This is a genomic window from Psychrobacter sp. H25, assembly GCF_059076335.1.
Map to the genome: position 1 here is coordinate 2,230,224 of NZ_JCACRV010000001.1, position 25,499 is coordinate 2,255,722.

12 protein-coding genes, 4 tRNA genes and 6 rRNA genes are annotated in these 25,499 nt (G+C 44.4%); 16 read left to right on the plus strand and 6 right to left on the minus strand.

The window, feature by feature from the left end; genetic code table 11:
- The first annotated feature begins 111 nt into the window (after positions 1-111).
- On the plus strand, positions 112-849 hold the full coding sequence (gene hisA, locus AC5JPO_RS09055) for a 1-(5-phosphoribosyl)-5-[(5-phosphoribosylamino)methylideneamino]imidazole-4-carboxamide isomerase (protein ID WP_493853920.1): 738 nt from the start codon (positions 112-114) through the stop codon (positions 847-849).
- A 56-nt stretch (positions 850-905) separates the two neighbouring features.
- Positions 906-2,516: a mechanosensitive ion channel domain-containing protein gene (locus AC5JPO_RS09060; RefSeq protein ID WP_493853921.1), complete on the plus strand. Its 1,611-nt coding sequence runs from the start codon at positions 906-908 to the stop codon at positions 2,514-2,516.
- 22 nt (positions 2,517-2,538) lie between these two features.
- Here AC5JPO_RS09060 and AC5JPO_RS09065 read toward each other — a convergent pair whose 3' ends face one another.
- Positions 2,539-3,039, minus strand: coding sequence for a 2-thiouracil desulfurase family protein (locus tag AC5JPO_RS09065; RefSeq protein ID WP_493844069.1), 501 nt, complete (start codon positions 3,037-3,039; stop codon positions 2,539-2,541).
- A 294-nt stretch (positions 3,040-3,333) separates the two neighbouring features.
- On the opposite strand from AC5JPO_RS09065, the gene AC5JPO_RS09070 reads away from it, so the two are divergent.
- Complete coding sequence (locus tag AC5JPO_RS09070; protein ID WP_493853922.1) at positions 3,334-3,621, plus strand: hypothetical protein; 288 nt, start codon at positions 3,334-3,336, stop codon at positions 3,619-3,621.
- Positions 3,622-3,718: 97 nt separating this feature from the next.
- Here AC5JPO_RS09070 and rnr read toward each other — a convergent pair whose 3' ends face one another.
- The 4 genes from rnr to thrS all read right to left on the minus strand — a co-directional run bounded on the left by rnr (position 3,719) and on the right by thrS (position 10,190).
- On the minus strand, positions 3,719-5,995 hold the full coding sequence (gene rnr / locus AC5JPO_RS09075; protein WP_493853923.1) for a ribonuclease R: 2,277 nt from the start codon (positions 5,993-5,995) through the stop codon (positions 3,719-3,721).
- Between the two features lie 138 nt (positions 5,996-6,133).
- Positions 6,134-7,378: a toxic anion resistance protein gene (locus AC5JPO_RS09080; RefSeq protein ID WP_493853924.1), complete on the minus strand. Its 1,245-nt coding sequence runs from the start codon at positions 7,376-7,378 to the stop codon at positions 6,134-6,136.
- 350 nt (positions 7,379-7,728) lie between these two features.
- The gene (gene infC, locus AC5JPO_RS09085) at positions 7,729-8,232 is read right to left on the minus strand and encodes a translation initiation factor IF-3 (RefSeq protein ID WP_057762155.1); all 504 of its coding nucleotides are present in this window, start codon (positions 8,230-8,232) and stop codon (positions 7,729-7,731) included.
- A gap of 23 nt (positions 8,233-8,255) precedes the next feature.
- Positions 8,256-10,190 (minus strand): threonine--tRNA ligase, encoded by a 1,935-nt coding sequence (gene thrS / locus AC5JPO_RS09090; protein WP_493853925.1) that lies wholly within the window; start codon positions 10,188-10,190, stop codon positions 8,256-8,258.
- Positions 10,191-11,373: 1,183 nt separating this feature from the next.
- On the opposite strand from thrS, the gene AC5JPO_RS09095 reads away from it, so the two are divergent.
- The 12 genes from AC5JPO_RS09095 to AC5JPO_RS09150 all read left to right on the plus strand — a co-directional run bounded on the left by AC5JPO_RS09095 (position 11,374) and on the right by AC5JPO_RS09150 (position 24,041).
- Positions 11,374-12,912 (plus strand): 16S ribosomal RNA (locus AC5JPO_RS09095).
- 73 nt (positions 12,913-12,985) lie between these two features.
- Positions 12,986-13,062 (plus strand) — tRNA-Ile (locus AC5JPO_RS09100).
- 10 nt (positions 13,063-13,072) lie between these two features.
- A tRNA-Ala gene (locus tag AC5JPO_RS09105) sits at positions 13,073-13,148 on the plus strand.
- Positions 13,149-13,487: 339 nt separating this feature from the next.
- Positions 13,488-16,343: ribosomal RNA gene (locus tag AC5JPO_RS09110) — 23S ribosomal RNA — on the plus strand.
- A 146-nt stretch (positions 16,344-16,489) separates the two neighbouring features.
- Positions 16,490-16,603: ribosomal RNA gene (rrf, locus tag AC5JPO_RS09115) — 5S ribosomal RNA — on the plus strand.
- Positions 16,604-17,470: 867 nt separating this feature from the next.
- Positions 17,471-19,009: ribosomal RNA gene (locus AC5JPO_RS09120) — 16S ribosomal RNA — on the plus strand.
- Between the two features lie 73 nt (positions 19,010-19,082).
- Positions 19,083-19,159 (plus strand) — tRNA-Ile (locus AC5JPO_RS09125).
- A gap of 10 nt (positions 19,160-19,169) precedes the next feature.
- Positions 19,170-19,245: transfer RNA gene (locus AC5JPO_RS09130), tRNA-Ala, on the plus strand.
- Positions 19,246-19,584: 339 nt separating this feature from the next.
- Positions 19,585-22,440, plus strand: a 23S ribosomal RNA gene (locus AC5JPO_RS09135).
- A gap of 147 nt (positions 22,441-22,587) precedes the next feature.
- Positions 22,588-22,701: ribosomal RNA gene (gene rrf / locus AC5JPO_RS09140) — 5S ribosomal RNA — on the plus strand.
- Together the 16S, 23S and 5S rRNA genes with 4 tRNA genes alongside form the textbook arrangement of a ribosomal RNA operon.
- 140 nt (positions 22,702-22,841) lie before the next feature.
- On the plus strand, positions 22,842-23,375 hold the full coding sequence (locus tag AC5JPO_RS09145; protein ID WP_493853926.1) for a HEPN/Toprim-associated domain-containing protein: 534 nt from the start codon (positions 22,842-22,844) through the stop codon (positions 23,373-23,375).
- A 174-nt stretch (positions 23,376-23,549) separates the two neighbouring features.
- Positions 23,550-24,041, plus strand: a complete 492-nt coding sequence (locus AC5JPO_RS09150) for a hypothetical protein (protein WP_493853927.1) — start codon at positions 23,550-23,552, stop codon at positions 24,039-24,041.
- A gap of 237 nt (positions 24,042-24,278) precedes the next feature.
- On the opposite strand, the gene AC5JPO_RS09155 is transcribed toward AC5JPO_RS09150, so the two are convergent.
- Positions 24,279-24,539, minus strand: a complete 261-nt coding sequence (locus tag AC5JPO_RS09155; RefSeq protein WP_371532762.1) for a DUF1289 domain-containing protein — start codon at positions 24,537-24,539, stop codon at positions 24,279-24,281.
- A 188-nt stretch (positions 24,540-24,727) separates the two neighbouring features.
- On the opposite strand from AC5JPO_RS09155, the gene AC5JPO_RS09160 reads away from it, so the two are divergent.
- Positions 24,728-25,387: a YqiA/YcfP family alpha/beta fold hydrolase gene (locus AC5JPO_RS09160; protein WP_493853928.1), complete on the plus strand. Its 660-nt coding sequence runs from the start codon at positions 24,728-24,730 to the stop codon at positions 25,385-25,387.
- The last annotated feature ends 112 nt before the right edge of the window (positions 25,388-25,499 follow it).

Sequence of the window (25,499 nt, forward strand, 5' to 3'; positions counted from 1 at the left end):
CGCTGTTGAGTGGTGTTTTCTATTATTGTGTAATGCTCTGATATCGTTTGATTTCCAAAAATATGCTTGTCTAAATTTATTACCAATACTGTGCTTTATAAGGAATGCTATATGTGTGCTGTACCTGTCATTATCCCGGCTATTGATTTAAAAGATGGTAAATGTGTACGTTTAAAACAAGGCCGTATGGAAGATGATACGGTATTCTCTGACGATCCGGTTGCGATGGCAGCACGTTGGGTAGATGAAGGCGCACGTCGTCTGCATTTGGTCGATTTGAATGGGGCTTTTGATGGCGTCCCCGTGCACAGACAAGTGGTCAATGATATTACCAAAGCCTATCCGAACTTGCCTATTCAGTTGGGTGGCGGAGTGCGTAATATGAATACCATTGAGCAGTACATCACTGCAGGTTTGACTTATATTATCATTGGGACAAAAGCGGTCGAAGATCCTAGTTTTGTCGCAGAAGCTTGTCGTGAGTTTGCAGGACATATTATCGTTGGTATCGATGCCAAAGACGGTATGGTGGCGACACATGGCTGGGCAAATGTTACCGATACCAAGGCAACTGAGCTTGCCAAGCGTTTTGCTGATGTCGGTGTCTCCTCTATTGTGTATACTGATATTGCCCGTGATGGCATGATGCAAGGCGTTAATGTAGAGCAAACCGTCAATTTGGCACGTGAAGGCGGATTACCAGTGATTGCCTCAGGTGGCGTTACTGATATGAAAGACATTGAGCTATTGAAGCCTTATGGCGACTGTATCGAAGGTATCATTACTGGCCGTGCTATCTACGAAGGCACATTGAACTTGAGTGAGGCGCAGCGCTATCTAGACAGCTAAAGCTCAAAGTTAGTAAAAACGTAATGGTACAAACTCTATAACAGCAAAGGATGCTTATGGACACTTATCTTGACCGCCCAAGGATACGTCATCTTCTAAGAGCGTGGGGTCAAATGGTGTTGCTACTAAGCATCCTTTGTACGTTGCCAGCCTATGCTGCTGGTGAAGAGGTTTCTGGTATTGCAGCGGCATTGGGTGTAGAGGACGCAATACCTGATAATACAACGACAGCAGATGACGACACGTCAGAAACCAACATTTCCACACCGACTCCTGCCCCGCCACCCGCAATCAATGGCGAAAGTACCAATAATGGTCAAATTGAAACCACACCCACCCTCCAAAAAGACAACGACATCCGTCAGCGAATCAATGGTATCTTTTCTGAAATAGAAGGATTACAAGCTGTCACTGTCAGTGTTACTCAAGGTGTCGTCACCTTAGCGGGAGAGACTGCCAACGAAAAAAAGGCGCAGCAAGCCATCAATCTGACCAACCGTTTGACAGACGTCGTAACGGTTGATGACAATATCAACCGCACACTAGATGTTCAAGAAAACGTATCGACAGTTTATCAGGGTCTAAAAGCGCAACTGGAAAACCTAGTAAAGGCGCTGCCTTTATTGCTGGTTGGTATCGTCATATTTGCACTCGTGACATGGTTTGGTAGTTGGTTATCTAGACGCAAAAAAATGTGGCAGCGCCTCACGCCCAATCCTTTTGTCGCTGAGCTCTTGTCGCAGACCATCAAGGTTATCTTTATTATTTTTGGTCTTATTCTGGCACTGAGCTTGATCGGTGCAGAAACAGTATTGGGCACGTTGCTCGGCGGTGCTGGTGTCATTGGTATCGCGGTCGGTTTTGCGGTCAAAGACACTATCGAAAACTACATTGCTTCTTTAATGCTCAGTATCCGTCAGCCATTTCGTGCACGTGATCAAGTAGTGATTAATGGTCAAGAGGGGATTGTGGTTCGTCTGACGTCACGTGCGACGATATTAATGACGCTAGATGGCAATCAGCTACGTATTCCAAATGCTGAAGTGTTTAAAGGTACGATCTTAAACTATACCAAAAATCCCGAGCGTCGCTTCACCTTTGAGTTGGGTGTGGATGCCAATGATGATCCATTGGCGGCAATCAAAGTAGGGCTGGATGCGATACATACATTAGCATTTGTATTAGAAGAGCCAAAAGCAATTGCGATTATTACCAATGTAGGTGATTCTAATATCGTGCTTGAATTTCAAGTGTGGGTTGATCAATCCGAAACGGACTTTTTAAAAGCACGTAGTATTGCCATTCGCGAAACCAAACATGCGTTAGAAAATCAAGGTTTTAGCTTGCCTGAACCTATTTATCGTCTCAGATTCAATAACAAATTAGAAAAAGCCTTTGAGCATATGCAGAGTAATGCTGGCAGCGACAAATCTGACCTGACAATTACGCCTACCATGCCTGATGCACCAGCAAATGATGAGCGTCATGTTGATGATAAGGATAAGAAGCAAGCAAAAGCACGCTCCAAGCTTATTTTACAAGGCCGCAGCGTTAATGATGTTCTCGATGCTCGCCCTGATGACAAGCTAATGGAAAAAGTCGAGCAAGAGATTGCTCAAAGCTCAGATGAGACGGATTTACTCAATAACAATAGTCCGCAAGAGTAAACCCTATTAGATAATAGACAGTCTAATCCCCTGTGGGCATGACGGACTGTAATGCGCTATCAGCAGCAACAAGATCATATTGACTAAAAACCTCAATACCATGCTTTCTCAGTAGCGCTGCCGTCACGCCCATACCTGCTATCTTATTATTGCTAAAATGGCCGTTGTATATGGTATTACTACCACAAGAAGGGCTGCTTTCAGTCAGCACTGCTACTTTAATATGATGTTTTTGACACAGTGCCAATGCCAACTGAGCCCCTTTTTTGAAATACACGCTTACATCAGTGCCTGTCTCTTCTATAACCTCCGATTTACCCAGCCAGACATCAGTACCATCACCGCGTACGATCTCTGCAGGCGCTCTTGGTATGCTCATACCTGCGTCGACCTCTGGACACACTAAAACCAGTCGTCCTTCTATTTGCCACCGTGTCAGAAGGTCACTGGCTGCTGCTAATCCCTTGCCATTGTATCGTACAGGTTTGCCCAACAGACAAGCGCTGACCAGTACCTTTTCCATAAATGTTCCTTATCTCATTTTCAGTTGCTTTGTTTTTTGAGCGGCGTTGATTGATAGTATCAGACCACCCTTATTAATGTTATTTGTGTTTATCACATTTTGAGGTTACTGCTCTAACATGTTTTTTAACAAGCGATATCTATTAAGCTTTCGTCCGCATAAGTAACTATGGCGATCTGCATGTTGTTTTTCATTTTATTTACTATTACTGATATTCAGTTACTGCTTCACAAGATAGGCACAAAAAGTGCAACGAAACCCGTATTTGATGGTGAGTCAAACACGGGGTTTTTTATGGAAATGAAACATGTCATTATATTTGCAGTGATTGGCATAGTCGCACTGTTGGGCTTTAATATCATAAACGGTAACAGTCGCGAGAAAAATAGGGAGGTTGCCGTCAGTACTGTCGCTACTGATTCAGCTACTGATGCAGATAGTAGTCAGGACAACGCGACAGCTATTACTAGTAAGCCACTTGGCGAACAGCCAAAAGCCATGCTAGACGATGCCACTAACAAAATCAATCAAGCACAGCAATCTGAGCAAGATCGCTTGGATCAAATGAATAATGCACAGTAATCATCGACTTATCTTATAGTTGAAGTGCACATAAATAAAAAGGGCCAACGATAACGTTAGCCCTTTTTATTTGTAGTATTGCGATCTCAGTTACGGATTAGCTTTTTTTGCTAGACCCTCTGCGATTATTACTTCTTTTCGCAGGACTCTTTTTAGGCTGATCTTTTTTAGCAGGCTGTTTCTTTGACTGGTTCATGGCACTCGACTGCAATTTTTCTTTTAAATCAAAATCAATTTGCAGTAGGTCCATGTTCACGCCAGCAACTTGTACTTTGACTGAGTCACCAAGTCCAAATAATGTACCTTTGTCTTTACCGATAAGCTGTTGCTGCTGCTCATCATAGACAAAGAAGTCATCACCGACGTTTGAGATATGTACCAAACCATCGATGTATAAGTCAGTCAATGTAACAAACAGACCAAAACTAGTAACCGTAGTCACTACACCTTCAAACTCTTCACCAACATGGTCAGTCATGTAATGACACTTGAGCCATGACTCTACAAATCGTGACGCCTTTTCTGCACGGCGTTCTGTGTCTGAGGTCTGCGTACCAGCACCTTCAAGCGAGAAGTCCATAACAGGCTGCTTGCTGTTCGTTACTTGCGCCTTGATACCACGATGCAGCATCAGATCTGGGTAACGGCGAATAGGCGAGGTAAAGTGGCTATATTCGTCATAAGCCAAGCCAAAGTGACCAATATTGTCAGGTGCATAGTTTGCTTGCATCATCGAACGTAGTAGCATGCTATGAATACTGATTGCATCTGGTCTGTCTTTGGTCGCTTCAATAATCCGCTGATAATCCGCTTGCGTTGGGTTCTCTTCTGGGAACGGCAAGCCAAAGTTTTTTGCATATTCATGGATACGCATCGACTTCTCGTTATCAGGCTTATCATGGTTACGATATAAGACTGGTAACTCGTGTTTCAGCGCAAAGTTAGCCGCACAGGTGTTAGCAAGGAGCATACACTCTTCGATTAGCTTTTGAGAGTCACCACGAGTGCGTGGCAAAATCGCTTCGATGCCACCTTTTTCGTTGAACTTGATGTACGTTTCAACCGTTTCAAATTCCATTGCATGACGTTCTTCACGCTTTTTGAGCAGTAGTTCATACAACTGATGTAGGGTATCAACAGACTTTTTAACCTCTTTGTTACCCGTCAATGACTTAGGTAGTCGCTTGTCATTCGGGTTCACCAAATAATCGTTTACTTGATTATAGGTTAGACGTGCTTGTGAATGCATGACTGATGGATAAAACTCATATCCTGTTACCTTGCCTGCTCGCGATATCTTAATATCAGCGACCATACATAGACGATCTAGATTAGGATTCAGTGAACACAGTCCATTAGAGAGCACTTCAGGTAGCATGGGAATCACGCGATGCGGGAAGTATACGGACGTACCGCGCTCATACGCATCTTGATCAAGTGGTGAATTCGGCGTGACATAGTAGCTAACATCAGCAATTGCAACCACCACACGGTAGTTACCACCAGAGCGTTTCTCAGCAAATACAGCATCATCGAAATCACGCGCATCTTCACCATCGATAGTAACAAGCGGTAGATGGCGCAAGTCTTTACGACCTTTGATATCATTTTCAGTTGGTTCTTGATAGTCACCAGCTTGCTTGAGAGCCGCCTCACTGAACTCTGATGGAATATCATAGTTAAGAAGGGTTGTTTCGATGATCAATTCACGATCATTATCGTCAGATAGGACTTCAGTGATCTTACCTGTACCAAACTCATGCTGGTTTGGCCAGTCAATGATATCAACTTTGACAGGTGCGCCTTGCTTAGCATTTAGTGCTTGTACATTTTCATCAGTAACGGTAATTGGCTGATGGTTGTTTGGACTACCAAGCTCCACGCAGTAGCCGTCTTCATCACGTGCAAGCGTCCCAATGAAGTTGTTTTGGCGACGTTCAACCACATCGACGATGCGACCTTCAGTGCGACCACGGTTGTCTGTTGATGTACCGACAGCTTCTACCGTATCGCCATTGAATACCCAGCGCATTTGCTTTTCATGCAAAAACAAATCTGGCATATCACTCAATACCACAAACCCAAAACCCTTTGGATGTGCAGACACCATACCTGTGACGATATCTTGCTTAGTGACTGTGCGATAGCGATAAGGACGACCTTCACGATTTACTTGTCCGTCACGTGCCATGGCTTTTAGACGATTGCCTAAAGCATCGAATTGATCTGGATCGTCAATACTAAAGGCTTTCGCCAATTGTTGATGTGTGACTTCCCCATGTTCATTAATCGTACTGAGTATCAGTTCGCGACTAGGAATCGGGTTGTCATATTTTTTTGCCTCACTCGAGGCGTTTGGATCATTCCAACTCATAAATTACCGTATCTATTTTTAAGACTATTAATAGGGGCTATCTTAACACGAACAACGGCGCAATATCTTGCGTCAATTGTCTTATGTGTATTCGATAGCAGGAAGCAGCCAACTTTTAGTGACTGCTATATAGATAAATCAAATATCAATATCGACACTGCTTGATTGGTTAGTGATTTTTTTGCTATCCAGCTCTTTTGAAACTTCGAGCACCGTAGTTTGATTTGATTTATCCAAATATTTTTGTGCTTTATCTACTTCAGTGGTCAAGGTATTGACCGTTTGCTTCATATTTTCTAGCGCTTCAATTTTATAATTACTGATCATATCCATAGTGTCATAGACATTGTTGAAGGCGTTTTGCAGTTTATCAAGTTCAATACTACTGCTGGTCGCTTGCTCATGGATCTCGCCTGACTGACGCTTGAGCATTGCCGAGGTTGACTCAATCAAGCTACTGGTGGTCTTGTTCAATGCTGTGATTTGATCTAGTACCAGTTTTTGATTGGTCATTGCTTGGGCAACGACAACAGCCGTACGCAGCGCTGAAACGGTGGTCGTGGTTGCACGATCAACGCCTTTAATTAGCTCTAAGTTATTACGGCGAATGGTATCCAGTGCCAGATAGCCTTGTACATTTACTGCTAATTGGGTCAAAAAGTCGGTGTTTTTTTGACGGACATAAAACAGCATCTCTTCTTTAATGATGCGCGCTTTTTCTGGATCTGTTGCTTCGATCGCGTAGACCTTTTGCTCCAACTGCTCATCAATCTTTTTGCCAACATAGACATATTGGCGAATAGATTGCATCAGCTCCCACATATTGACTTTTTCTTGCTCAATCATTGCATTGTCTTTGAGCAGCTCATCTTTGCCATTGTATAGACTGGTCACAACAGCATTAATGTGCGATTGAGCGGACTCATACTGACGGAAATAGTCCTGTACTTTATTACCGAATGGTATCAGACCGAATAGCTTACGTGAGTTAGTCAGCTCTTTTTTACTTGGGTCTAAATCTTCCACAATACCGCGTAGCTCAGTTAAAGACTTTGCAATAGGGGAGTTGTCAAACAAACTGTCATTGAGACTTTTTGCTGGTAGATCCAGCATACGATTAGAGACTTGTGCCGATTCACGAATCTCTTTTGTCCCTAGATTATGGATAGATTGAACGTTTTGCTGAAACTCTGGACTATGCACTGAATTGGTAATCACATGATCGACAAATGCATCAACTTTGGCATCGAGTTCTGGAATTTGGCTTTCATCCAACTTGACCATCTGATCGGCTTCACTTTTCTGTATTTCTTTGACAGGCTCAGGCGCTGTGAGAGATATAGTAGGAGTTGCGGCGTTTTCTGGCGGTGTCAATTCTTGCATGAAATTTCCTTTGATGTCTGATAAAAGTAGTGTTTGTTGTCAATGACTCTGATGGTCATGATGTACGTTATTTTTATACACTTACCTAAAACGTTCGAATAAATGCTGATTAGCAAATATAAAACAGACCTTTAGATTACCGCGTAATCAAATAGTTGAGAAGGTGGGTTTTGTAAAATAGCGTCAGCCAATTATATCTGGCTACACACATTTCCCTGCCGTCATTTCAAGGAGGTCTGCATCAGCACAGGTAATAAAAAACCATCAATATCCCGCAGCATATTGATGGTCAGAGTTATAAATAGCTATATCGACTAACAGCCACTACTCAAAGTAATCTCACTAACAGATTACTTTTTCTTAGTAGGTCCGAGCAGCATACCCATTTGACGACCTTCCATCTTAGGGTATTGTTCGACGTTTGAGATATCAGCAGTATCTTCAATGATACGATCAAGTTGTTTGCGACCAATATCTTGGTGCGCCATTTCACGTCCGCGGAAACGGATGCTAATTTTAACTTTGTCTTGATCTTCCAAGAAGCTTACGATTTTTCTCAGTTTAACCTGATAATCAGCTTCTTCGGTACTAGGACGTAGCTTCATCTCTTTGAGCTGAGTCTGCTTTTGGTTTTTCTTAGCTTCTTTAGCCTTTTGCTTCTGATCATAGAGGAAATGTTTATAATCCATGATCTTACATACTGGTGGCTTAGCTTCAGGAACTAACTCAACCAAATCTAGGTTTTCATCACGTGCCGCTTTCATCGCGGTTGCGATATCAACCACGCCCATTTGCTCGCCATCTTCTTTGACGAGACGGACTTCTTTGACGTTGATATCTTCGTTGATGTTCAAACGGTTTGACTGTTTAATAGGTATTACTCCTCATCTGTTTTTGGGGTCTGTCGGCCTTTCTTGCTGACAGCGGTCTGTACTAATGTAATAAATTCAGAAATACTCATGACGCCAAGGTTCTCACCTTCGCGAGTTCGGACGTTGACGCTGCCCGATTCGACTTCTTTATCCCCTAATACTAGCATATAGGGAATACGTTCTAATGTTTTCTCTCGTATCTTAAATCCAATCTTTTCGTTACGCAAGTCGCTAATAGCGCGCAAACCTGCATTTTTGAGCTCGCTAACGACGCTTTCACAGGCATCAGCTTGTTTATCAGTGATATTCATCACCACAACTTGTTGCGGTGCTAACCATACTGGCATCCAACCGGCATAGTTTTCGATCAAAATACCAATGAAACGCTCAAATGAACCTAAGATTGCACGGTGCAACATAATAGGGACTTCACGATCGTTTTGCTCATTGACGAACTCTGCATCGAGACGCTCAGGCATGTTTGGATCAACCTGAATGGTGCCGCACTGCCAAATACGACCTAATGAATCCTTTAGACTGAACTCAATCTTTGGACCATAGAATGCACCTTCACCAGGTAGGTAATCCCAGTCTAGCCCTGAGCTATCAAGCGCATCTGCTAAGGCTTTTTCTGCGAAGTCCCATGATTCATCGCTACCAACACGTTTTTCAGGACGGGTAGAGAGCTTCATAATGATATTATCAAAGCCAAAATCTTCATAAACAGCGAGCGTTAGCTTAATAAAGTCAGCTACTTCTTGCTGAATCTGTGCCTGAGTACAGAAAATATGTGCATCATCTTGCGTAAAACCGCGTACGCGCATCAAACCATGTAATGACCCTGATGGCTCGTTACGATGACAAGAACCAAACTCAGCCATACGCAGTGGCAAGTCACGGTAAGACTTTAGGCCTTGATTGAATACTTGCACGTGGCAAGGGCAATTCATCGGTTTCACTGCATAATCACGGTTTTCACTGGCAGTCGTAAACATATTGGTCGCATAGTTGCCCCAATGGCCCGAGCGTTCCCACAGACTACGATCAACAATTTGTGGCGTTTTGATCTCTTCATAGCCGTTATCGTATTGCACTTTACGCATATATTGCTCAAGTACTTGGTAAATTGTCCAACCGTTGGCATGCCAGAACACCATACCTGGCGCTTGCTCTTGCATGTGGAACAAGTTCAATGCTTTACCAATCTTACGATGGTCACGTTTTTCGGCTTCTTCGATACGCTGTATATAAGCTTTTAACTGCTTCTTATCTGCCCACGCTGTACCATAAATACGTTGTAGCTGCTCATTTTTGGCATCGCCGCGCCAATAAGCACCTGACATTTTGGTCAGTTTGAATACTTTCAAAAAGCGAGTATTTGGTACGTGCGGACCACGGCACATATCGACATATTCTTGGTGATGATACAAACCAAAGGCTTCTTCGCCTGGCATATCATTGATCAGCTTTAACTTATAGTCTTCATTGCGTGACTCGAATATCTCGATCGCTTCAGCACGTGGCGTCATCTTTTTGATAACGTCATAGTCCTGCTTGATCAGCGCCATCATGCGCTTTTCAATCGCTTCCATATGCTCAGGTGTGAACGGTGTCTCACTAAAAATGTCATAATAAAAGCCATCGTCAATAACAGGACCAATGACCATTTTGACGTCAGGATAAAGCTGCTTAACCGCATGCCCTAATAGATGAGCACATGAATGACGAATAATATCGACACCATCATCATCTTTCGGCGTTACGATTTCGACATTGGCGTCAGCGATGATAGGGTCGTGCGCATCGACTAATTGACCATTTACACGTCCAGCAACCGTCGCTTTAGCGAGTCCCGTCCCAATACTCTGCGCCACTTCCATGACTGTTGTATTACCTTCGAAATCTTTTACGCTACCATCGGGTAAAGTAATCGCTACCATAATCTATTCGCCTGTTATTGGGTCCGTTGGCAGTGATGACTGCAACCATCAATCATGTAACCGTGAGACCGCATCAATTATATCTAATCATTGTGATATGTAGTGGGAGGTATACATTATTCTATAAGCTGTCCAATACTGCATATTGCGAAGCTCAATTATTCTTCAAGGAGATTCACCACTATTAATACAGTAAGTAATACTTCGTTGTCAGAGCAATGCTAGTGCAGCGCAAAAACAAATAATGCAATAGACCGACGATTATAGCAAAAACCCTCTAACAACACTAGATATCAAAGGATAGAGAGGTAGTTAGAAAGAGGTACAAAAGCTAATAGATAAGAAGAGACGGTTTTGAACACGCAATTCTATAAATTTTGAACACGCAATTCTATAAATCCAGTTCTATGGATCAAAGTATCACTATTACTCTATGAATGATTATCGTGGTTCTCCTATATAGTATCATTTGTGAAAATATCAATATAAAAGGTAGAATCGATAAAGTGCTCAAGTAGAGCGAATATTAGATAGGTAGAAAACCCAAATATTATCTATACTAATAAAAGCCAAAAGTAGCCATAAAAGCTCGCTTATTGGAGAACGTACCTATTCCTCTACTACATCAACCAATCGACCAATTTATAACCTATTGAAACTATTTATTATTTTCGATAGCTGTAAAATAAGTTTAAAAACATGTATAAAATTGGTTGACACAGTTATTAAACTCTCTATAATACGCCCTCATCAGACGGACAAGCGGTGACTAATATGTAAATTACATATTAATAACGCAGTTAACCTGGTGAAACAAATTATAAAAAGTCTTGACAAATCAAATCATTATGATAAGATAGTCGGCTCGCTAGATAGCTTAACCGGAGACGGATTGGCTAGATGGCAAAAGAAATACCCTATATATCGATGACTGGACGACAGTGATTGAGACTATTTAAAAGCATAACTAAAGAACAACTTGTGTGGATTTTTGCTGATTCAGAATGCTAAAAAATAAAGTTGACTATCTTTTCTTTTCGGGAAGATTATTAACTATAAAAATTATCATTTAAGACAGCAGAAAAACTCAAAGTTAATTCATTACGAACATAATTTTTAGCGATTTTGCCAGATTAGATGAGCCAAGTTTAGAAGCTTCTTTAAAGAGCTTCATAGCAAGATTAAACTGAAGAGTTTGATCATGGCTCAGATTGAACGCTGGCGGCAGGCTTAACACATGCAAGTCGAGCGGAAACGATGGTAGCTTGCTACCAGGCGTCGAGCGGCGGACGGGTGAGTAATACTTAGGAATCTACCTAGTAGTGGGGGATAGCACGGGGAAACTCGTATTAATACCGCATACGTCCTACGGGAGAAAGGGGGCAACTTGTTGCTCTCGCTATTAGATGAGCCTAAGTCGGATTAGCTAGATGGTGGGGTAAAGGCCTACCATGGCGACGATCTGTAGCTGGTCTGAGAGGATGATCAGCCACACCGGGACTGAGACACGGCCCGGACTCCTACGGGAGGCAGCAGTGGGGAATATTGGACAATGGGGGAAACCCTGATCCAGCCATGCCGCGTGTGTGAAGAAGGCCTTTTGGTTGTAAAGCACTTTAAGCAGTGAAGAAGACTCTTCGGTTAATACCCGGAGACGATGACATTAGCTGCAGAATAAGCACCGGCTAACTCTGTGCCAGCAGCCGCGGTAATACAGAGGGTGCAAGCGTTAATCGGAATTACTGGGCGTAAAGCGAGCGTAGGTGGCTTGATAAGTCAGATGTGAAATCCCCGGGCTTAACCTGGGAACTGCATCTGAAACTGTTAGGCTAGAGTAGGTGAGAGGGAAGTAGAATTTCAGGTGTAGCGGTGAAATGCGTAGAGATCTGAAGGAATACCGATGGCGAAGGCAGCTTCCTGGCATCATACTGACACTGAGGCTCGAAAGCGTGGGTAGCAAACAGGATTAGATACCCTGGTAGTCCACGCCGTAAACGATGTCTACTAGTCGTTGGGTCCCTTGAGGACTTAGTGACGCAGCTAACGCAATAAGTAGACCGCCTGGGGAGTACGGCCGCAAGGTTAAAACTCAAATGAATTGACGGGGGCCCGCACAAGCGGTGGAGCATGTGGTTTAATTCGATGCAACGCGAAGAACCTTACCTGGTCTTGACATATCTAGAATCCTGCAGAGATGCGGGAGTGCCTTCGGGAATTAGAATACAGGTGCTGCATGGCTGTCGTCAGCTCGTGTCGTGAGATGTTGGGTTAAGTCCCGCAACGAGCGCAACCCTTGTCCTTAGTTACCAGCGGGTTAAGCCGGGAACTCTAAGGATACTGCCAGTGACAAACTGGAGGAAGGCGGGGACGACGTCAAGTCATCATGGCCCTTACGACCAGGGCTACACACGTGCTACAATGGTAGGTACAGAGGGCAGCTACACAGCGATGTGATGCGAATCTCAAAAAGCCTATCGTAGTCCAGATTGGAGTCTGCAACTCGACTCCATGAAGTAGGAATCGCTAGTAATCGCGGATCAGAATGCCGCGGTGAATACGTTCCCGGGCCTTGTACACACCGCCCGTCACACCATGGGAGTTGATTGCACCAGAAGTGGATAGCTTAACCTTCGGGGGAGCGTTCACCACGGTGTGGTTGATGACTGGGGTGAAGTCGTAACAAGGTAGCCGTAGGGGAACCTGCGGCTGGATCACCTCCTTATAGACAGCATTCGGTCAGCAAGAATTCACAACAAGTTGTTCTTTAGTTTAAGCTTACGTTTTAGGACGTATTAGGGTCTGTAGCTCAGCTGGTTAGAGCACCGTGTTGATAACGCGGGGGTCAGTGGTTCGAGTCCACTTAGACCCACCATTTATATAATGGGGCCATAGCTCAGTTGGTAGAGCGCCTGCCTTGCACGCAGGAGGTCAACGGTTCGACTCCGTTTGGCTCCACCACTACTTTAGTTAAGCTTAGAGTGCTAAATAAAAATAGGTATCAAATAGAAACAAGTGATTTGCACAAGATTACTTCTTTCTGTTTTATACAGAATCTGTGACTCGACGAGAGCATAGAGACTATTTAAAAACATAGATATGAGTCTGGGTTAGGAGGTGCGTGTTCACGCGCACTTCTTAACCTTAATAACTCACCTCTTAACGACATCAGTTGTTATCCCAGGGGTGAGTTATTAAAAAAGTAAAGAGAACTGAATCAAGCGTATAAACATAGGTGATATCGTTATCATAATTAGATTGTGTGACACTTTGGAGTCGAAAGACTACTTGGGGTTGTATGGTCAAGTAATGAAGCGCACATGGTGGATGCCTTGGCAGTCAGAGGCGATGAAAGACGTGACAGCCTGCGATAAGCTTCGGGGAGGCGGCAATATCCTGTGATCCGGAGATTTCTGAATGGGGAAACCCACTTACCATAAGGTAAGTATCCTAATTTATTAGGAAGCGAACGAGGGGAAGTGAAACATCTCAGTACCCTTAGGAATAGACATCAATTGAGATTCCCCTAGTAGCGGCGAGCGAACGGGGAGAAGCCGATTAGTACTAATGTAGAAGAACAGCGTGGGAAAGCTGACCGTAGTAGGTGATAGTCCTGTATTCGAAACATTAGCATTAACATATTAAGTAGAGCGGGGCACGAGAAATCCTGTTTGAAGATGGGGGGACCATCCTCCAAGGCTAAATACTCCTGACTGACCGATAGTGAACCAGTACCGTGAGGGAAAGGCGAAAAGAACCCCTGTGAGGGGAGTGAAATAGAACCTGAAACCGTGTGCGTACAAGCAGTGGGAGCCTACTTGTTAGGTGACCGCGTACCTTTTGTATAATGGGTCAGCGACTTATGTTCTGTAGCAAGGTTAACCGTTTAGGGGAGCCGTAGGGAAACCGAGTCTTAATAGGGCGAATAGTTGCAGGGCATAGACCCGAAACCGAGTGATCTATCCATGAGCAGGTTGAAAGTGCCGTAACAGGCACCGGAGGACCGAACCCACTGTCGTTGAAAAGCCAGGGGATGACTTGTGGATAGGGGTGAAAGGCTAATCAAACTCGGTGATAGCTGGTTCTCCCCGAAAGCTATTTAGGTAGCGCCTCGGACGAACACCATTGGGGGTAGAGCACTGTTTCGGCTAGGGGGTCATACCGACTTACCAAACCGATGCAAACTCCGAATACCGATGAGTGATATCCGGGAGACACACAGTGGGTGCTAACGTCCATTGTGGAGAGGGAAACAACCCAGACCGCCAGCTAAGGCCCCAAATTCCTAGTTAAGTGGGAAACGAGGTGGGAAGGCATAGACAGCTAGGAGGTTGGCTTAGAAGCAGCCATCCTTTAAAGAAAGCGTAATAGCTCACTAGTCGAGTCGGCCCGCGCGGAAGATGTAACGGGGCTCAAACTAGGAGCCGAAGCTGCGGATTTGAATTTGTTTTCAAGTGGTAGGGGAGCGTTGTGTAAGCCTGTGAAGGTGTGTTGTAAAGCATGCTGGAGGTATCACAAGAGCGAATGCTGACGTGAGTAACGATAATGCGAGTGAAAAGCTCGCACGCCGGAAGATCAAGGGTTCCAGTCCAACGTTAATCGGGGCTGGGTGAGTCGACCCCTAAGGCGAGGCCGAAAGGCGTAGTCGATGGGAAATCGGTTAATATTCCGATACTTGTTTATAATGCGATGGAGGGACGGAGAAGGTTATGTCAGCCTGGCGTTGGTTGTCCAGGTGAAAGGATGTAGGTTTATAGCTTAGGTAAATCCGGGCTATTTTATACCGAGATCTGATAGCAAGCTGTACTTGTACAGCGAAGTGGCAAATACCATGCTTCCAGGAAAAGCTTCTAAGCAATAGTTATAAACGAATCGTACCCTAAACCGACACAGGTGATCAGGTAGAGAATACCAAGGCGCTTGAGAGAACTCTGCTGAAGGAACTAGGCAAAATGGTACCGTAACTTCGGGAGAAGGTACGCTGTTGGTGGTGATAGGACTTGCTCCTTGAGCTGCTGGCAGTCGCAGATACCAGGCTGCTGCAACTGTTTATTAAAAACACAGCACTCTGCAAACACGAAAGTGGACGTATAGGGTGTGATGTCTGCCCGGTGCTGGAAGGTTAATTGATGGGGTTAGCGTAAGCGAAGCTCTTGATCGAAGCCCCAGTAAACGGCGGCCGTAACTATAACGGTCCTAAGGTAGCGAAATTCCTTGTCGGGTAAGTTCCGACCTGCACGAATGACATAATGATGGCAGCGCTGTCTCCAGCAGAGACTCAGTGAAATCGAAATCGCAGTGAAGATGCTGTGTACCCGCGGCTAGACGGAAAGACCCCGTGAACCTTTACTACAGCTTTACATTGAACTTTGACCTGACTTGTGCAGGATAGGTGGGAGGCTTTGAAGCCGAGACGCTAGTCTTGGTGGAGCCAATCTTGAAATACCACCCTGGTCATGTTGGGGTTCTAACTCAGGTATAACAATACCGAGGACAATGTATGGTGGGTAGTTTGACTGGGGCGGTCTCCTCCTAAAGAGTAACGGAGGAGTACGAAGGTGCGCTCAGACCGGTCGGAAATCGGTCGTAGAGTATAAAGGCAAAAGCGCGCTTAACTGCGAGACCCACAAGTCGAGCAGGTACGAAAGTAGGTCTTAGTGATCCGGTGGTTCTGTATGGAAGGGCCATCGCTCAACGGATAAAAGGTACTCTGGGGATAACAGGCTGATACCGCCCAAGAGTTCATATCGACGGCGGTGTTTGGCACCTCGATGTCGGCTCATCTCATCCTAGGGCTGAAGCAGGTCCTAAGGGTATGGCTGTTCGCCATTTAAAGAGGTACGCGAGCTGGGTTTAGAACGTCGTGAGACAGTTCGGTCCCTATCTACCGTGGGCGTTGGAAATTTGAGAGGATCTGCTCCTAGTACGAGAGGACCAGAGTGGACGAACCACTGGTGTTCGGGTTGTCATGCCAATGGCATTGCCCGGTAGCTACGTTCGGATGGGATAACCGCTGAAAGCATCTAAGCGGGAAGCCCACCTCAAGATTAGATTTCCCTAAAGAGCCGTTCAAGACTAGGACGTTGATAGGCAGGGTGTGGAAGCACAGCGATGTGTGTAGCTAACCTGTACTAATTGCTCGTTTGGCTTGACCATACAACACCCAAGTGGTTTGTATCAAGTCTAATTATCTGTCATAGACAGAACATTTCGATATCACCTTTGACCTTGATTCAGTTAGGTTAAGTGATACTTAGTCAAATAAGTAAAACTATAAAACAGACTCATATCTAACCCCCTTTGCTGACGACAATAGCGCGATGGCCCCACCTGATCCCTTCCCGAACTCAGAAGTGAAACATCGTTGCGCCAATGGTAGTGTGGTTCGCCCATGTGAGAGTAGGTCATCGTCAGCTCCTTATACTTAAAAAGAGTCATCCTTAATTGGGTGGCTCTTTTTTTTTATCTTTTATTCCTAGTGACCTACGCAGAAAACGCTATTTAAAGCGTTTTCTCTTGCGCTGCCTGGCAAAGCAATGCTTTGCTTTAACGGCGCTCAGGTCATCGTCAGCTCTCTATTCCTGATTTGCCCCTTGATACTAACGTATCAGGGGGCTTTTCTTTGGCTAGCGAAAATTACTATAGCAATAGCTGCATTAGATTCGATCTATCATAGCTAAAGAACTATTCATAAATTAGTCATAATACTCCTTGCGTTCTTAATAGATGTGCGTATAATGCCACCCAGTCGAAAGGGAAGTGGTTTACTGATTTAAACGATATAGATTGTTTGAATTAAATTAAAAATACTTCTTGACTAAACAAATAAAGCGTCTATAATACGCCCTCATCAGACGGACAAGCGGTGACTAATATGTAAATTACATATTAATAACGCAGTTAACCTGGTGAAACAAATTATAAAAAGTCTTGACAAATCAAATCATTATGATAAGATAGTCGGCTCGCTAGATAGCTTAACCGGAGACGGATTGGCTAGATGGCAAAAGAAATACCCTATATATCGATGACTGGACGACAGTGATTGAGACTATTTAAAAGCATAACTAAAGAACAACTTGTGTGGATTTTTGCTGATTCAGAATGCTAAAAAATAAAGTTGACTATCTTTTCTTTTCGGGAAGATTATTAACTATAAAAATTATCATTTAAGACAGCAGAAAAACTCAAAGTTAATTCATTACGAACATAATTTTTAGCGATTTTGCCAGATTAGATGAGCCAAGTTTAGAAGCTTCTTTAAAGAGCTTCATAGCAAGATTAAACTGAAGAGTTTGATCATGGCTCAGATTGAACGCTGGCGGCAGGCTTAACACATGCAAGTCGAGCGGAAACGATGGTAGCTTGCTACCAGGCGTCGAGCGGCGGACGGGTGAGTAATACTTAGGAATCTACCTAGTAGTGGGGGATAGCACGGGGAAACTCGTATTAATACCGCATACGTCCTACGGGAGAAAGGGGGCAACTTGTTGCTCTCGCTATTAGATGAGCCTAAGTCGGATTAGCTAGATGGTGGGGTAAAGGCCTACCATGGCGACGATCTGTAGCTGGTCTGAGAGGATGATCAGCCACACCGGGACTGAGACACGGCCCGGACTCCTACGGGAGGCAGCAGTGGGGAATATTGGACAATGGGGGAAACCCTGATCCAGCCATGCCGCGTGTGTGAAGAAGGCCTTTTGGTTGTAAAGCACTTTAAGCAGTGAAGAAGACTCTTCGGTTAATACCCGGAGACGATGACATTAGCTGCAGAATAAGCACCGGCTAACTCTGTGCCAGCAGCCGCGGTAATACAGAGGGTGCAAGCGTTAATCGGAATTACTGGGCGTAAAGCGAGCGTAGGTGGCTTGATAAGTCAGATGTGAAATCCCCGGGCTTAACCTGGGAACTGCATCTGAAACTGTTAGGCTAGAGTAGGTGAGAGGGAAGTAGAATTTCAGGTGTAGCGGTGAAATGCGTAGAGATCTGAAGGAATACCGATGGCGAAGGCAGCTTCCTGGCATCATACTGACACTGAGGCTCGAAAGCGTGGGTAGCAAACAGGATTAGATACCCTGGTAGTCCACGCCGTAAACGATGTCTACTAGTCGTTGGGTCCCTTGAGGACTTAGTGACGCAGCTAACGCAATAAGTAGACCGCCTGGGGAGTACGGCCGCAAGGTTAAAACTCAAATGAATTGACGGGGGCCCGCACAAGCGGTGGAGCATGTGGTTTAATTCGATGCAACGCGAAGAACCTTACCTGGTCTTGACATATCTAGAATCCTGCAGAGATGCGGGAGTGCCTTCGGGAATTAGAATACAGGTGCTGCATGGCTGTCGTCAGCTCGTGTCGTGAGATGTTGGGTTAAGTCCCGCAACGAGCGCAACCCTTGTCCTTAGTTACCAGCGGGTTAAGCCGGGAACTCTAAGGATACTGCCAGTGACAAACTGGAGGAAGGCGGGGACGACGTCAAGTCATCATGGCCCTTACGACCAGGGCTACACACGTGCTACAATGGTAGGTACAGAGGGCAGCTACACAGCGATGTGATGCGAATCTCAAAAAGCCTATCGTAGTCCAGATTGGAGTCTGCAACTCGACTCCATGAAGTAGGAATCGCTAGTAATCGCGGATCAGAATGCCGCGGTGAATACGTTCCCGGGCCTTGTACACACCGCCCGTCACACCATGGGAGTTGATTGCACCAGAAGTGGATAGCTTAACCTTCGGGGGAGCGTTCACCACGGTGTGGTTGATGACTGGGGTGAAGTCGTAACAAGGTAGCCGTAGGGGAACCTGCGGCTGGATCACCTCCTTATAGACAGCATTCGGTCAGCAAGAATTCACAACAAGTTGTTCTTTAGTTTAAGCTTACGTTTTAGGACGTATTAGGGTCTGTAGCTCAGCTGGTTAGAGCACCGTGTTGATAACGCGGGGGTCAGTGGTTCGAGTCCACTTAGACCCACCATTTATATAATGGGGCCATAGCTCAGTTGGTAGAGCGCCTGCCTTGCACGCAGGAGGTCAACGGTTCGACTCCGTTTGGCTCCACCACTACTTTAGTTAAGCTTAGAGTGCTAAATAAAAATAGGTATCAAATAGAAACAAGTGATTTGCACAAGATTACTTCTTTCTGTTTTATACAGAATCTGTGACTCGACGAGAGCATAGAGACTATTTAAAAACATAGATATGAGTCTGGGTTAGGAGGTGCGTGTTCACGCGCACTTCTTAACCTTAATAACTCACCTCTTAACGACATCAGTTGTTATCCCAGGGGTGAGTTATTAAAAAAGTAAAGAGAACTGAATCAAGCGTATAAACATAGGTGATATCGTTATCATAATTAGATTGTGTGACACTTTGGAGTCGAAAGACTACTTGGGGTTGTATGGTCAAGTAATGAAGCGCACATGGTGGATGCCTTGGCAGTCAGAGGCGATGAAAGACGTGACAGCCTGCGATAAGCTTCGGGGAGGCGGCAATATCCTGTGATCCGGAGATTTCTGAATGGGGAAACCCACTTACCATAAGGTAAGTATCCTAATTTATTAGGAAGCGAACGAGGGGAAGTGAAACATCTCAGTACCCTTAGGAATAGACATCAATTGAGATTCCCCTAGTAGCGGCGAGCGAACGGGGAGAAGCCGATTAGTACTAATGTAGAAGAACAGCGTGGGAAAGCTGACCGTAGTAGGTGATAGTCCTGTATTCGAAACATTAGCATTAACATATTAAGTAGAGCGGGGCACGAGAAATCCTGTTTGAAGATGGGGGGACCATCCTCCAAGGCTAAATACTCCTGACTGACCGATAGTGAACCAGTACCGTGAGGGAAAGGCGAAAAGAACCCCTGTGAGGGGAGTGAAATAGAACCTGAAACCGTGTGCGTACAAGCAGTGGGAGCCTACTTGTTAGGTGACCGCGTACCTTTTGTATAATGGGTCAGCGACTTATGTTCTGTAGCAAGGTTAACCGTTTAGGGGAGCCGTAGGGAAACCGAGTCTTAATAGGGCGAATAGTTGCAGGGCATAGACCCGAAACCGAGTGATCTATCCATGAGCAGGTTGAAAGTGCCGTAACAGGCACCGGAGGACCGAACCCACTGTCGTTGAAAAGCCAGGGGATGACTTGTGGATAGGGGTGAAAGGCTAATCAAACTCGGTGATAGCTGGTTCTCCCCGAAAGCTATTTAGGTAGCGCCTCGGACGAACACCATTGGGGGTAGAGCACTGTTTCGGCTAGGGGGTCATACCGACTTACCAAACCGATGCAAACTCCGAATACCGATGAGTGATATCCGGGAGACACACAGTGGGTGCTAACGTCCATTGTGGAGAGGGAAACAACCCAGACCGCCAGCTAAGGCCCCAAATTCCTAGTTAAGTGGGAAACGAGGTGGGAAGGCATAGACAGCTAGGAGGTTGGCTTAGAAGCAGCCATCCTTTAAAGAAAGCGTAATAGCTCACTAGTCGAGTCGGCCCGCGCGGAAGATGTAACGGGGCTCAAACTAGGAGCCGAAGCTGCGGATTTGAATTTGTTTTCAAGTGGTAGGGGAGCGTTGTGTAAGCCTGTGAAGGTGTGTTGTAAAGCATGCTGGAGGTATCACAAGAGCGAATGCTGACGTGAGTAACGATAATGCGAGTGAAAAGCTCGCACGCCGGAAGATCAAGGGTTCCAGTCCAACGTTAATCGGGGCTGGGTGAGTCGACCCCTAAGGCGAGGCCGAAAGGCGTAGTCGATGGGAAATCGGTTAATATTCCGATACTTGTTTATAATGCGATGGAGGGACGGAGAAGGTTATGTCAGCCTGGCGTTGGTTGTCCAGGTGAAAGGATGTAGGTTTATAGCTTAGGTAAATCCGGGCTATTTTATACCGAGATCTGATAGCAAGCTGTACTTGTACAGCGAAGTGGCAAATACCATGCTTCCAGGAAAAGCTTCTAAGCAATAGTTATAAACGAATCGTACCCTAAACCGACACAGGTGATCAGGTAGAGAATACCAAGGCGCTTGAGAGAACTCTGCTGAAGGAACTAGGCAAAATGGTACCGTAACTTCGGGAGAAGGTACGCTGTTGGTGGTGATAGGACTTGCTCCTTGAGCTGCTGGCAGTCGCAGATACCAGGCTGCTGCAACTGTTTATTAAAAACACAGCACTCTGCAAACACGAAAGTGGACGTATAGGGTGTGATGTCTGCCCGGTGCTGGAAGGTTAATTGATGGGGTTAGCGTAAGCGAAGCTCTTGATCGAAGCCCCAGTAAACGGCGGCCGTAACTATAACGGTCCTAAGGTAGCGAAATTCCTTGTCGGGTAAGTTCCGACCTGCACGAATGACATAATGATGGCAGCGCTGTCTCCAGCAGAGACTCAGTGAAATCGAAATCGCAGTGAAGATGCTGTGTACCCGCGGCTAGACGGAAAGACCCCGTGAACCTTTACTACAGCTTTACATTGAACTTTGACCTGACTTGTGCAGGATAGGTGGGAGGCTTTGAAGCCGAGACGCTAGTCTTGGTGGAGCCAATCTTGAAATACCACCCTGGTCATGTTGGGGTTCTAACTCAGGTATAACAATACCGAGGACAATGTATGGTGGGTAGTTTGACTGGGGCGGTCTCCTCCTAAAGAGTAACGGAGGAGTACGAAGGTGCGCTCAGACCGGTCGGAAATCGGTCGTAGAGTATAAAGGCAAAAGCGCGCTTAACTGCGAGACCCACAAGTCGAGCAGGTACGAAAGTAGGTCTTAGTGATCCGGTGGTTCTGTATGGAAGGGCCATCGCTCAACGGATAAAAGGTACTCTGGGGATAACAGGCTGATACCGCCCAAGAGTTCATATCGACGGCGGTGTTTGGCACCTCGATGTCGGCTCATCTCATCCTAGGGCTGAAGCAGGTCCTAAGGGTATGGCTGTTCGCCATTTAAAGAGGTACGCGAGCTGGGTTTAGAACGTCGTGAGACAGTTCGGTCCCTATCTACCGTGGGCGTTGGAAATTTGAGAGGATCTGCTCCTAGTACGAGAGGACCAGAGTGGACGAACCACTGGTGTTCGGGTTGTCATGCCAATGGCATTGCCCGGTAGCTACGTTCGGATGGGATAACCGCTGAAAGCATCTAAGCGGGAAGCCCACCTCAAGATTAGATTTCCCTAAAGAGCCGTTCAAGACTAGGACGTTGATAGGCAGGGTGTGGAAGCACAGCGATGTGTGTAGCTAACCTGTACTAATTGCTCGTTTGGCTTGACCATACAACACCCAAGTGGTTTGTATACAAGTCTAATTATCTGTCATAGACAGAACATTTCGATATCACCTTTGACCTTGATTCAGTTAGGTTAAGTGGTACTTAGTCAAATAAGTAAAACTATAAAACAGACTCATATCTAACCCCCTTTGCTGACGACAATAGCGCGATGGCCCCACCTGATCCCTTCCCGAACTCAGAAGTGAAACATCGTTGCGCCAATGGTAGTGTGGTTCGCCCATGTGAGAGTAGGTCATCGTCAGCTCTCTATTCTAAAGTAAAAGCCCCCTTCGCTAACGCGGAGGGGGCTTTTCTTTGTGCGTGATTAAAAAGATACTCATGATATAAAAATTAACTGCTAAACTAACTTGGTTAACTAATTATTGGTGAATCGAGGAAATATATATGGGTTCAATGGTTTCATTTGGTATTGGGAAACTAGAATTAGATTGGGGTAGAAATAACTCTTACAGCGATCATGGCTCTTTATTTCAGCTCAGTGATGTAAAAGATATCCCTTATTATTATTCAGATAATATTATTGAATATAAAGAAGGCTTAAGTCGAAAACTTGGATCAACAAAAAGACGTTTAGACCTTCTTGGCTACAATCTAGATTCTCTCAAAAAGCAGTATGAAGATCATTTAAATGAAGTTCCAGAGTATTATCCTGATATACCTCTACCATTTGAGGATTTCTACTCAATTATATCTAATTTAGATATTTCTAAAATGACGCTTGATCATAAGTGGGAAGATTATGACCCTGGAGAGTTCCTTTCCAAGTACTTATTTAAACACTCAGAATTCAATAAAATACATAATTTGTCAAAGATAGTAGATAAAGATATTGGATTGGTCTTTGAGAATATTGATCCTTATATTACATTACGTATTTTAGCTGAAAATCAAGCTAATAATGACCTTGATGTTTTTTGAAGCTATGCTGATATAGTCAATAACGGCTGGGTTCGTAGAGATGAAATTTTCGAAAAAGTAGGTGTAGGTCAGGAAATTTTATTTGTTACAGAAGGTTCGTCAGATACTCACATACTAAAGAAAGCCATACAGTTACTATATTCAGATATATCTGATTTTTTCACATTTATCGACATGGAGGATAATTATCCATTTACGGGAGATGGGAACCTCTATAACTTCTGTAAAGGGCTTATAAGTATTGGTATTAAAAAAAATGTTTTAGTTATATTTGATAATGACGTAGCAGGTGTGGCTAAATACAATCAGCTGAGTGAAATGGATGTTCCATCTAATATGCATATTATCAAGCTACCAAATCACGCATCTTTTGAATCCTATAAAACAATAGGTCCACAAGGTGAAAGCTTCGAAAATATTAACGGTACAGCTGTAGCCATTGAATGTTTTTTAGATCATTCAGTCATTGATAGTACGGAATCTTGTATTAGATGGACTTCATATAATAAATCATTGGATGCTTATCAAGGTGAATTGATTGATAAAGATAGATATACAAGAAAGTTCCTAAAGTTCAATCATAATAATGGTAATTATGATTACGAGAAGTTGAAGTTTTTGATTGATTTTATATATAACGAGTGGATTGGAAAGGTTTCTCAATAAGCGAATTGAACTAGAACTCAATTCTGAACTATATTTATTTGCTATCATTTGGCTACGTTACAATTTTTGATAAAAGCTCGTTGCGTACTGTTAGCATTTTGAGAAATGTTATAAGCAAAGTTTTATTTTGAAAGCACTTAAATCTAGTATTTTAGCTGACATACCTAAATTACTGAATACAGTTGAGCTAGCCAAGATAACTACTAAGTTATTAGTATATTATTTAAGTCTACATATCTAAAACAACTCACCCATCTCAACGTCTTCTTCAAAATCAAATCCTAACTGCTCATTCTTACGCAGTCGCATGAGTTCGATACGTAGTTTACGTCCTGCGATAAGCCTTAGTACCTCGCGTTGCTGCTCTGTCGTCATATGATGCCATCGTTGGCGCTCGGCTCGACTGCGCAGGCAACCAAAGCAATAGCCTTTTTTGTTGCTTTGACAGACACCGATACAAGGGTTGTCAATGTCGAACAGCTCAAACTGTTGATTCATGGCGACTCCATTGCTATTACTGTCATTCCTTTGACTGGCACAAAACGATTATGAACATATTATTATGTCGCGAATACTGACTAATAGTGTGCCGTTTTCTTGATATTATTTTTGCGCACCGGGTGCTATGCTTAGCGTCACTGGCCTATATAAGACAATCATAACAAAATTAATAAGTGAGATGATACGTGAACCTGATTTATATCCATGGACTGGACAGCGATGCCAACTCGACCAAAGGGCTGCTGTTAGAAAAATACTGCCAGCAGTATCATCCTGATATCAATGTACTGCGTCCTGATTTAAACAAATCTCCTGCGCAAGTGCGTGAGCAGTTGTTGTCATTGATAGACGCGTTGAACAATAGCCAAGATGAGCAGACGGAATCGTCGAACACGGTATTGGTCGGTAGCTCATTGGGTGGGTATTTTTCCACTTTAATCAGTAATCAAATAGGTTGCCCTGCATTGCTACTAAATCCTAGTATTCAACCTCATATCACGCTACAGCGTTTTTCTGATAACTCAGTGTCAGCTCAAGATAGCGATGATAAGTCATCGGATAATAAAGTCCTGCATACAACAGCGGGTGGTTGGCATATTACGCCGTCAGATTTGCAATGGTTTGCAGACCATCAGATATCCCAAGTCACTTATCCCAATAAAGTTGCTGTACTGCTTAAAGAAGGGGATGAGCTGCTGAATTCTGAACTGTCTCACACCTTTTATCAAGAGCAGGGCGCAGCAGTAACCGCACAAGCAGGTGGCGATCATCGCTTTAGTGATTTTGGTGAGCAGCTACCGATGGTAATAGAGATGCTACGAGAGCTAGGGCGTGTCATCAATTAGCCCATTCAATCATTCAGTGGTCTTAAGATGGCTAAATCTTGTCAAACATTGTCAAAAATATTGTGAATATACCTATATCCTCTGCAATTTTATCCTCGTTTGACTACTATTT